This is a genomic window from Streptococcus parasanguinis, from assembly GCF_016648925.1.
In the GTDB taxonomy this organism is placed as follows: domain Bacteria; phylum Bacillota; class Bacilli; order Lactobacillales; family Streptococcaceae; genus Streptococcus.
This window is the reverse complement of sequence record NZ_JACLQX010000005.1, coordinates 89,036-100,357: the sequence shown is the minus strand read 5'-3', so window position 1 is coordinate 100,357 and position 11,322 is coordinate 89,036. Positions and strand designations below refer to the sequence as shown.

Annotated in this window: 10 protein-coding genes; 2 read left to right on the top strand and 8 right to left on the bottom strand. The window is 41.8% G+C overall.

All coding sequences use genetic code 11. From position 1 onward, the window contains the following. Window positions 1–180 precede the first annotated feature (180 nt). Both H7T97_RS03175 and H7T97_RS03170 read left to right on the top strand, forming a co-directional pair. Window positions 181–927, top strand: a complete 747-nt coding sequence (locus H7T97_RS03175; protein WP_045759231.1) for a tRNA1(Val) (adenine(37)-N6)-methyltransferase — start codon at window positions 181–183, stop codon at window positions 925–927. Continuing rightward, window positions 917–1,180, top strand: coding sequence for a GIY-YIG nuclease family protein (locus H7T97_RS03170; RefSeq protein ID WP_045759230.1), 264 nt, complete (start codon window positions 917–919; stop codon window positions 1,178–1,180). The genes H7T97_RS03175 and H7T97_RS03170 overlap by 11 nt, the downstream gene beginning before the upstream one ends. Before the next feature lie 16 nt (window positions 1,181–1,196). Here the strand turns inward: H7T97_RS03170 and H7T97_RS03165 are convergent, their stop codons facing one another. From H7T97_RS03165 to H7T97_RS03130, 8 genes are all read right to left on the bottom strand, one after another. Then, window positions 1,197–2,090, bottom strand: coding sequence for an aldose 1-epimerase family protein (locus H7T97_RS03165; RefSeq protein WP_155199424.1), 894 nt, complete (start codon window positions 2,088–2,090; stop codon window positions 1,197–1,199). Window positions 2,091–2,444: 354 nt separating this feature from the next. Beyond that, window positions 2,445–4,016 (bottom strand): DEAD/DEAH box helicase, encoded by a 1,572-nt coding sequence (locus H7T97_RS03160; protein WP_201089385.1) that lies wholly within the window; start codon window positions 4,014–4,016, stop codon window positions 2,445–2,447. 788 nt (window positions 4,017–4,804) lie between these two features. Beyond that, window positions 4,805–5,713 carry a magnesium transporter CorA family protein gene (locus tag H7T97_RS03155; RefSeq protein ID WP_003006305.1) on the bottom strand — a complete coding sequence of 303 codons (909 nt, stop codon included), beginning with the start codon at window positions 5,711–5,713 and terminating at the stop codon, window positions 4,805–4,807. A gap of 41 nt (window positions 5,714–5,754) precedes the next feature. Further along, entirely contained in the window at window positions 5,755–6,135 is a 381-nt protein-coding gene (locus H7T97_RS03150) for a PH domain-containing protein (RefSeq protein ID WP_004219989.1), read from the bottom strand. Window positions 6,136–6,213: 78 nt separating this feature from the next. After that, window positions 6,214–7,761 carry a peptide chain release factor 3 gene (locus tag H7T97_RS03145; protein WP_023917622.1) on the bottom strand — a complete coding sequence of 516 codons (1,548 nt, stop codon included), beginning with the start codon at window positions 7,759–7,761 and terminating at the stop codon, window positions 6,214–6,216. Window positions 7,762–7,946: 185 nt separating this feature from the next. Then, window positions 7,947–9,872: a DUF2207 domain-containing protein gene (locus H7T97_RS03140; RefSeq protein WP_195529400.1), complete on the bottom strand. Its 1,926-nt coding sequence runs from the start codon at window positions 9,870–9,872 to the stop codon at window positions 7,947–7,949. 58 nt (window positions 9,873–9,930) lie between these two features. After that, window positions 9,931–10,611 carry a YwaF family protein gene (locus H7T97_RS03135; RefSeq protein WP_195529399.1) on the bottom strand — a complete coding sequence of 227 codons (681 nt, stop codon included), beginning with the start codon at window positions 10,609–10,611 and terminating at the stop codon, window positions 9,931–9,933. Between the two features lie 13 nt (window positions 10,612–10,624). Beyond that, a complete protein-coding gene (locus H7T97_RS03130; RefSeq protein ID WP_201089383.1) occupies window positions 10,625–11,311 on the bottom strand; it encodes a YwaF family protein in 687 nt (228 codons plus the stop codon). Window positions 11,312–11,322 lie beyond the last annotated feature (11 nt).

Below are 11,322 nucleotides of genomic sequence, written 5' to 3'. Positions count from 1 at the left end.
CACCTCCGCACAGTTGAGTAGGGCTGTAAAAGCTGATGAAATCAGCGTAGTAGAGCCCACTCAACCACTGCGTCTTGATCGACAATCCAAAAATAATTGAGAGGCTAGGACTTTTGTTCCAGCCTCTTTTTATGTTTTATCGATCTTTCCCCAAGCTTCTTTTCATGCTATAATAGAGCCATGACAGATATCGAATTAAAAGACGGCGAGCGCGTCAATCAACTCTTTTCAAGTGATGTGAAAATCATACAAAATCGGGAAGTCTTTAGTTACTCCGTGGATAGCGTCCTGCTCTCGCGCTTTCCAAAATTGCCCAAGCGGGGCTTGATCGTAGATCTCTGCGCTGGAAATGGGGCCGTGGGACTTTTTGCGAGTACTCGTACAGAGTCCCAGATCATTGGTGTCGAAATACAGGAACGTCTAGCGGATATGGCAACCCGCTCCATTGATCTCAATGGCTTGAACCAGCAAATGTCCATGATCACCGATGACCTCAAGCATTTGCCTCAACATATCGGGGGGAGTAAGGTGGATATTATCCTCTGCAATCCTCCTTATTTCAAGGTAGATGAGCATTCCAATCTCAATGAGAGTGAACACTACCTCTTAGCTCGGCATGAAATTACCACCAATTTAGATGAGATTTGCCATGTGGCCCAGCGAGTTCTCAAATCAAATGGTCGCTTAGCGATGGTCCATCGTCCAGATCGCTTTTTAGATATCATCGAAACCATGAAGCGTTACAATCTTGCACCTAAGCGGATCCAGTTTGTCTATCCCAAAGTGACCAAAGAGGCGAATATGTTATTGATTGAGGCGATCAAAGATGGCTCACTGGATGGTTTAAAAATTCTGCCTCCCCTCTTTATTCACAATGAAGACGGCAGCTATACAGACGAGATTCATGAGATCTACTATGGAAACTAAGGCTTACATGTATGTCCTAGAGTGTGCGGATGGCTCCCTCTACACTGGCTACACCACAGATGTCGAAAAACGCCTAAAGACTCACAATGCTGGAAAAGGCGCCAAATACACACGGGCTCGCCTCCCCGTTAAACTTCTTTACCAAGAATCCTATCCAGATAAACCCTCTGCTATGTCTGCCGAGTCTCTCTTTAAAAAGAAATCGCGCCAAGCAAAGCTAAACTATATCAAAAAGAACCGTCGGACTCCATAGTCCAACGGTTTTTCATTTACAAAATGGTGATACGGTACTGGTGACTCCGTGTTTCTTGAGGAGCCAACTGGATCACACCTTTTTTATCTTCGAAGAAATCGCCCTCTTCTGCAGATGTGGAAATACCCGTCCAAGGCTCCAAGGCAATGAAAGGCCCCTTGTTATTGGTAGACCAAAGGACGAGATTCTCAAAATCTGCAAAGGCAAATTCCAAACCTTTACCAGATTTTTTCGAGAGGAGCTGCACAGATTTAGAGGCTAACTGATCTAAAATAATGGCGTCTTTTTCAAACAGTTCATGGCGCAAAGGTAGGCTACGGCTATGGTCTAAAAATGGCGTCCGCTGCAGGCGATCAACCAAACCGGTTTCTGTGAACAAGAGAGGAACGCTACAGCTTTCTTCTTTTTCAAAAATCAACTCGTAGTCTTCATAGTCTTCATCTGCTAAAAGGGGACAACGAAAGGCTGGATGCCCTCCAATGAAATAAGGCATGACTTGATCTGACTCTAAATTTTGCACGCGATACGTGATGGTGATCTCTTTCCCTTTCAATTCATAATCGATTTCCACTCGAAAATGGTAGGGATAATTTTGTAAGCTCTCGTCGTTAGAGGTGATTTCAAAGACAAGACGATGGTCTGTTTGTTCTTTGAGTTCAAACTCTCTCTTGCGAATGAGGCCGTGTCTTGGAAGCTGGCCTGTCTTCACTCCATCTTTTAGATGATACTGTACTTGGCCATTACGAACACTCCCGCAAATCGGAAACAGAACCGGCGCTTGTCCTGACCAATACTCTGGATCCCCCTGCCAGAGATATTCTATGCCTTCCTTACTTCGAATGGAGCTCAATTCCCCACCAAATGTCTTAAATTGTACTTCTAGATCATCATTTTTTAATGCAATCACCATGGGCGACACCTCTTTTTAATTAGTATAGTTATTATATTCATTATAACCTTTTAGAAGAGATTGTCAATTTTTATTTTTCTAGTCAAAAATTTTAAAAAAATAAGAAAAAATCCTTGACAAGGCTTGGAAATAATTGTAGACTTAATATGTTAACAGAAATATCCCATTTTAGGAATCCATTCTTTCTGTTGTCTGACTTTTTTGGATGCTCCTTATCATGATACATTTTTTCTAAAAGAGTCAGTTATCATTTAGGTCTCCTTATAAATATACAAGGGTTAACAGCTGGTTAACCCTTGTATTTTTTATTTTTCATATAAAAAAACGGTCTAGCAATAGACCGTTCCTTCGGACTTATTTATCCCCTTTATTGCGGATGACAAAGCCATTTTTCTTTTCATTGGAAGTGCGATGAGGACGTTTATTACCTTTGCCCTCAAAGTCTCGGCTATTTTTATTGGACTTTCGTTTGAAATCACGGCGTCCACCTTCACGGTCATCTCTGCGATTTCGATCACGGCGTTGGTCTCCACGACGGCCATTTCCACGGCCCCCTTTGCCTTTCCCACCAAAGCCACCACCGGATGGTTTAAATGGCAATGGTTTTTCACGCGCAATTTCAACTTCTGGAAGACTATCTGGATCTTGAACGGTCAAGCTTAAGATATACATAGCCAATTCTTCAGGAGTGAATTCTGCAGCCAATTTGCGAGCATCCTTACCAAACTTCTCGAAGTTAGTTCGGATTTTTTCATCCTCAAAGTCTCGCTCAATTTTCTTCAGCGCTACTTGTTTTTTCGCTTGGAAGGCTTCTGCTGCTGTTGCAGGTTTCATTCCCTTCATCCGCTTTTTAGTCAAGTTCTCAATGATTTGCAAATAGCCCATTTCATTTGGCGAAACAAAGGTAATGGATTGCCCTGTTTTCCCAGCACGACCTGTCCGTCCGATCCGGTGAACATAGCTTTCTGGATCTTGTGGAATATCGTAGTTGTAGACATGGGTCACACCTGAAATGTCCAAACCACGCGCCGCAACGTCCGTTGCCACCAAGACGTCCAAGTTCCCATTTTTAAAGTCACGAAGTACACGAAGACGTTTGTTTTGATCCAAATCTCCGTGAATCCCTTCTGCTCGGAAACCACGGATCTTCAAGCCACGCGTCAATTCATCGACCCGGCGTTTAGTCCGACCAAAGACAATGGCAAGCTCCGGTTGCTCGACATCCATCAATCGAGTCATGGTATCAAACTTTTCGCCTTCTTTGACACGAATATAGTATTGATCGACCAAGTCGGTAGTCAATTCTTTGGCTGCGATCTTAACGTGTTCGGGCTCTTGCATAAACTGAACACCAATGCGTTTGATGGCTTCTGGCATCGTTGCTGAAAAGAGCAAGGTTTGACGTGTTTCTGGAACACGGCTAATGATAGCTTCGATATCTTCCAAAAAGCCCATGTTGAGCATTTCATCTGCTTCATCCAAGATCAAGGTTTCAATATGATCGAGTTTCAAGGCCTTGCGCTTGATCAAATCAAGCAAACGGCCAGGTGTTCCCACAACGATGTGAGCGCCTGACTTCAAGGCTTTGATTTGCTTTTCAATGCTCGATCCACCATAGACAGAGCGAACTTTGACACCCTTACTACGTCCAAAGCGGAAGAGTTCTTCCTGACTTTGAACCGCCAATTCACGCGTTGGGGCAATAACAAGGGCTTGAATTACTGTGTTATCGACATCAATCTTCTCCAAAGTTGGAAGACCGAAAGCAGCCGTTTTACCGGTCCCTGTTTGCGCTTGACCTATAACATCTTTGCCTTCAAGGGCTAAAGGAATGGTTTGTTCCTGGATCGGGCTCGCTTCTACAAAGCCAGCTTTTTCAATTTCTGCTAATAATTCAGCAGATAAGTTAAATTCATTGAATTTCAATTCTTTCTTCTTTCTAAAAAGTGGTGCGAAGCCACTTTATCACACTTCTTTTCAATGCGAAAACGCACTGATTGCATAGGAAGTCTCCTTCCCGGTTACCTGTCGCAAGACTCATCTAAAGGAAAACCCAATCGTTTTTTTATGGAATTCCCTTCTGCGAAAAATGTTTTCGCACTAGCGGATTTGGTTGATTAAAGTCGTTTTCCAAACGAAAAGACACCAAGATCCTCCTTGTGGGAGATTGACCAACATTCCTTTTCTAATTGTTCCATCTCACCAGCATTTCTCTCATACAAGTTTGCAACTTATCTAGTATAACACAATGGACGACCAAATGATAGTCAAAGGAGAATAATTTTATTTTTTAGGAAAAATTTTTAAAAACTTGAAAATAGTCAAGAGGGCAGTTTCCCCTAGATTTAGCTGACTTTCTTCTGACACCGTTCAAGAATCCCTTTAAATAGGAGTATAAAAACTTCGGAAAAACTTTTTTTGGTAGTTCTTGCGTTTTTACAAATAAATATGTATAATACAGTTAGTATCTAAAATATTTCTGTATAAAGAAATAGGATCATTTTATCTGATTCAACGATTTATTCTACGTTCTGATTTATTTAGAACCACTCAGTACTATTAAATCTACTCCTACTATTTCCAAGAAGATTTTGTACAGTCAATGAACTATTCACACTGCCCCTTCTTTGGAGAGGAGGGCAGGTGTCTAGATGGTTCCTATTTCTCAGATTATTCTAGATACGAAGAGGCTCGGATTTCTCCAAGCCTCTTTTTTATCTTTGTTTCACAATCCACCGCATAACCTTTCCCAAAATGAGCCATAATATAAAGCTACATACGGATACATAAATCCAAGCATTGGGATCCTTTGTCATAGGAAGAGGGATATTCATTCCAAAGAAACCGGTGATAACGGCTAAAACCGCCAACAAGGCTTCAAAGATGGTTAGGGTTGTCAAGTTGTCATTCAAGTTGTTGTTTAGGATATTGTTGTAAGATCCTGACAACTGTTGCAAGACATTGGAAATCAACTCAGTCATCGAAGCCAACTGACGCGCTTCGATCATGGCATCATCAAACTGCTCTTTTTCAACATCATTCATCCTGCGATAAATGGCATGCGCTTTAATATGTTCTAGCAACATCCGATTTTGCTTGGCTGCTGCGACCAGATACACCATACCGGTCTCAAGGTCAGACAGGGCATAAAGATTCTTGGTCGTCGTTGTCTTTCGAAGCAAACGATTGAGTTCATCCTTGTGCTTATCTAAGCGATCAATAATCGGATAATAAGCATTACTGATCATTTCAAGACCTGCAAAAAGCAACTTATAGATCGACAACTCCCCATGGCTTTCCAAATAGCGAACCATTTGTTCAATGATATAGGCATTGTCCTGGTTACTGATGGTCACGAGTCGCGTATCTTGAACGATAAAGGTCATAGGGATGGTTTCGTAGTATTCCTTGTCCTTTTCTAAATCCAATACATTGTAGATAAATGTGATCGTACCGTTTTCTCGATTATAATCCATATGGGCACGTTCGTTCTTATCCATCGCGTACTCAATGGTTTCTTTGTCAATCTCGTATTTTTTATAAAGATATGAGTTTTCAGCAATCATATCCGAGTCGATATTGATCCATTTCCGATCTTGACCCAATTGTTTTTCGATAAACATTCCGTCTCCTTTCTCAACTGTTCTCTATCAAAATGATATTTTTATTTAAAAACTGCACTGGCTAATGCTTGCTGGATTTCAATGACGCTGCTGTCACTCTTGAATTGTAAAACTTCTGAAGGCTCGACTGCAGAAGAGACCCAGATTTTTAATTCGGCATCCAAATCAAAATGACCGGAAGTTTCGACTGAAAATCGAGAGATCGAGCGATAAGGAAGGGATTTGTAGGACGTTTTCTTTCCTGTTACTCCTTGCTTATCCACCAAGATCAAACGAAACTCTGTAAAGACGATTAAATCACGAATCAAGCTAAAAGCAAGTGTGACTTGCTCTCCCGGCACCAAGATATCTTCCAGATCTCTTTCTACTTTATCAACATTTTTTTGAGAGGCATTGCCCATCAAACCACTTAATAATCCCATCATTTCTCCTTTAAAAGCGAAAACGGATAGATTTTCGTTTTCTTATTTTTTTGTTATGGATCAGTTTTGAAAAGTTCCTTACCCCATCTTTTCTTCCAGCTCAACGTCTGGATACTTATCCGCAAACCAGCGGAGGGCAAAGTCGTTTTCAAAGAGGAAGACAGGTTGGTCAAAGCGGTCCTTCGCCAAGATATTTCGGCTTGAAGACATGCGCTCATCTAAGTCTTCTGGTTTGATCCAGCGAACGGTCTTTTTACCCATTGGGCTCATGACCACTTCGGCATTGTATTCATTTTCCATCCGGTGCTTAAAGACTTCAAACTGAAGTTGACCAACAGCACCAAGCATGTATTCACCTGTTTGGTAGTTGGTATAGAGCTGAATAGCCCCTTCTTGCACCAATTGCTCAATCCCTTTGTGGAAGGATTTTTGCTTCATGACGTTCTTAGCTGACACTTTCATGAAGATTTCAGGCGTAAAGGTTGGCAGTGGTTCAAATTCAAACTTGTTTTTGCCCACTGTCAAAGTATCTCCAACCTGATAAGTCCCGGTATCGTAAACCCCGATGATGTCTCCTGCTACAGCATTGCTGACATTTTCACGGCTTTCGGCCATAAATTGAGTCACGTTAGATAACTTAGCACCCTTACCAGTACGAGGCAGGTTGACACTCATCCCACGCTCAAATTCGCCAGATACGATCCGCACAAAGGCGATCCGGTCGCGGTGACGAGGATCCATATTGGCTTGGATTTTAAAGACAAAGCCTGAGAAATCCTTGTCATAAGGATCGACAAGTTCTCCATCTGTCTTCTTGTGGCCGTGTGGCTCCGGAGCAAACTTGAGGAAGGTTTCCAAGAAAGTCTGCACCCCAAAGTTCGTCAAAGCGGATCCGAAGAAGACGGGAGTCAATTCACCTGCAAGGATGGCTTCTTCTGAGAATTCATTTCCAGCTTCTTGCAAGAGTTCGATATCGTCTTTTACTTGCTCGTAGAAAGGGTTGTTAGCAAAAAGCTTGTCTCCATCTTCTAGACTAGCAAAACGCTCATCACCTTTGTAGAGTTCCAAACGTTGGTTATAAAGGTCATAGAGTCCCTCAAAGGCTTTCCCCATCCCAATCGGCCAGTTCATCGGGTAACTGGCGATGCCTAAGACTTCTTCTAATTCTTGCAAGAGATCCAGTGGCTCACGTCCATCCCGATCCAGCTTGTTCATAAAAGTAAAGACTGGAATGCCACGGTGTTTGACAACCTCAAACAATTTCTTGGTTTGAGCCTCAATCCCCTTGGCAGAGTCTACTACCATGACCGCAGCATCCACCGCCATCAAAGTCCGATAAGTATCTTCAGAGAAGTCCTCGTGCCCTGGCGTATCAAGGATATTGACCCGTTTGCCATCATAGTCGAACTGCATAACAGATGAGGTTACTGAAATCCCACGTTGCTTCTCGATATCCATCCAGTCAGATTTAGCAAAGTTTCCTGTTTTCTTTCCTTTTACAGTACCGGCTTCCCGAATCTCTCCCCCAAAGTAGAGCAACTGCTCTGTAATCGTCGTTTTACCAGCATCCGGGTGGGAGATGATGGCAAAGGTACGGCGTTTTTTAATTTCTTCTTGTACGTTCATGTTCCTAATTCTTTCTCTTTTTATTTTCTGATAAATTTACAAATTCATCTCTACATCGGATTTCTCCTCAATTTCTCTATCTGTCCTATTATAGCGAAAATAGGCACTTTTTTCAACGATGATTCTTCTTTGAGAGCAAAAAGAAAGACCGAAATCCGTAGATTCTAGTCTTCTTTTCACGGCTATCAAAAGGCACCAAATCCTCCGCCACCGCCACCATCAGAAAAGCCACCGCCGTCAAAACCGCCACTGCCATCTGAGGAGTTAGTAGAGAAGCTTGAAACGCTATAGGAATCATCTGCATAACTCATCAAGGTAGAGCCGTCTAGGAAGGAATTTGAAGAGGTCGTTATCCAAACAACAGCATCCCAATCCTCATATGGTAAGGAAATCTGATGATTTTTGAGTACCTGACTCACTTTTTTAGCTTGACCATACATAGTTGCATAGACTAGGATACGATTCCATAGGATGACACTCTCAAGTTCTGCTTGGTTGAAATTTGGAATACTTTCGATCATATTTCGAAAGGCCATCCATTGGAATTGTGAATCCAAGTTTTCTAAGGATTGGAGATGTTCTTCGCGAATTTTCACAAGAATATAAAATGGAATGAAGAGAACGACCAACAATACAATCACCCAAAAATAGAAGGAAGATAGGTGGGAACCAAATCCAAAAGATAAGAAACACATGCTCACAAATAAGATCAGTAAGAGCCAAAAATGTAAGGCACAGCCTGTTTTTGAAAAAGCTTCTTCTTTTTCAGATAAGTCTCTAAAATAAGAAGGCAATCCTAATTTCGCAATCTCCTTCTCTACCCCTTTTGACAATTGCTGGGCATCTTTTTTTAACAGTGATTGAACGTCATTTCCGACCTTTCGAATACGGTCTCGTTGGGTGTCTGATTTAGCAGCTCGAAAGTCTTTTTTTAGGGCTACTTTGTCGATTTTATACCTTGAAAATACTTCACTGATATTGATTTGAGATTCTTGATCAAAGATCATTTCAATAAACTTCAATTCAAAATCAGCCAAGCCTTCATAATGGAGACAGGTCAAGGTTTCCCCATTTTCATCCCTAGTCAACCGAAGATTTCCTCGATCAATAAGATCTAACATGGTTGCCTGGATGAGATGATTAAATTTTAGTTGCCCCTTCTCTCTAGACATCACCATCCGTTCAAAATCAAGTTGATACAGTGCCTTAGCTAGGACAAGAGGAGGTAAATTCTGTGGTGGTTCGTATAATCGTACTCCTTTTGCAATCCGACGAGTTCTGGTACTGATAAAATACCGGATCCAGGGAATGAAAGCTAAGATAAATAAAAGAATCGATACAATTGGAACAACCTTGAGTAGAAGGGTCCGATAAAAGAATGTTTTTTGTTCAATGGATTTTTCTTTTTTGAGAAATGCATCTTTTCTATTTTCTTTTTGAATATGACTCGATTGGGACTGTCGTAAGGCATCTGTCATTGGCCAATAGGCATGTAGTTCGAGCTTTCCATTTTTTGGAAAATCCTTTGTCCAAATATGATAACCAGTTGCAGTCCGTTCGACTTGGGCTGGTGGATTAAAGTAACCAGTATGGGCATACAGTTTTCCCTGCTTGGCATCCAAGCCATCTACATAAAAATCTAATTTCGCGACTTTCTCATCTCCATCTGAAATAGGAAACCAATTCAGTTCTGCAATATCCTTGTAGAAAGTCAAGAGATGATCAATCTTCCATTTTACTTTGATCTTGACCGTTCCTCCGACGATACGGGCATTGTATATTTTTAATTGCCGACCATCTTCCAGGTCTGTCTCCTCTACACGAATCTCACGTTTTTCCCCATCCACATAGGCTTCCACCTCAGGATGACGATGAATCTTAAACCCTTTTGGAAGAGGATCTGCGCTTCCTAGGGTCACATATTGACCATGATAGCCTGTCTGAAACTGATAGGTAATCTCTTGTGTAAATGTTGCTTGGCTATCTTCCTGCAATTGGAGGTGTCCTTCATAGGATTCAATAGAATAGCGAACTTCATCATCTGCATGTGCGATCGTGATTGTACAAACTAAACTCCAAATGAGGGAAATCATTAGCAAGAAACGCTTCATATATTCTCCTTTAATATAAAACAGGGTTGAGACCGAGATGTCCCAACCTTCCTACTTGTTATTTTCTCACTTTCACCCGCTCACTTCTGCGACTGAAGAACTGATTAAAGAGTAATAAAGCAAGAGCTAAAATACTGGATACAACCAGATAGTTGAGCCACACCTTATCCCCTCTCATAATCGGAGGGCGGGCCATCAAGCCATAATTTCCTCCCGTCAATTGATTGACTCCAACCAGGAATAAATCTAAGGCAAAGGTATAGAGAACAATCTGTCTATTTTTTAAGAGGTTTCGATCATACCATCTCAAGAGATAAATCAAGGAATTGATTAAAAGACAGTAATGTCCGAGGAGGAAAGAAAAGCTTGTAATATGAGGGAAAGTATAGGGATCAAAGACTGGATAACCCAAGGCAAAGATGGCTCCACTCACTCCCATCAAGGCAAAGAACTGTTTACTTTTCCAGCGGTCTGGTAAAAACAAGACCGCAAACATGGCCAAACGGCAATGATAAAATGGTAAGCTATTGGACCAAGGAATGTGGTAGGCAAAATACCAAAGATACAAGCAAATTAACTGGAAGCCTTGTAAGTATTGAAAGCATTTGCGAAATTGCTCATTCTGATAATAGCGAAGTGACATCATAATCGCTGTCACAACGAACAAGACCATCACACTATACCAAAGTGCTGAGATTGCTGGTGGTGCTGTTGATTCTGTAGTGAAAAAATGATGCATAAAATCTCCTTATTTAAACAGATTTAGGTATTCTTCTTTTCTTACTGTACTGAACGATCGTATTGATGAAAATCAGTGTCCCCGTCATGAGAACTGTCACGATGAAATAGTTGAGCACAAGGCCATGGTCACCGATCACAGGAGGCCGACGCATAAAGCCGTAGTTTCCACCTGTTGCGAGATTCGCAAGCTGAATAATGGCATTGATCCCAAACGTCATCTGACAGATTTTCCAAACAGCCCCTTCTTCCACCTGGTAGGATTGAACCAGATAGATCAAACAGTTGGCCAAGAGAGCCCAGTGACCAAAGACATTGTTGATCGAGGAAACATGAGGAAAAGGGTAGGGATAAAATACAGGATGAACCAAGGCCATAATGGAACCAAAGACTCCCACGAGGGCAAAATATTGCTTGAAGCTTCCCTTGGGGGCCAAAAGGATAATCCACATGGCCATCCGGCTATGATAGAAGGGAAGACTCTCTGAAAAAGGCAAGCGAGCTGCTAGATACCAAGAGTTGATAATGAGCAACTGAATCAATTGCCCCCAATACCAAAAGTTTTGATAGCCTTTAGAGTGAGCAAATCGAACGGACAGAACTCCCACCACTACCAAAGAAGTCGGCAATAAGAAATACCAGACCCCCAATTGAGGAGGAGCCGTTGGTTGACTAGTGAAAAATAAGTCCCAAAGTGCCATGATTTCTTTCC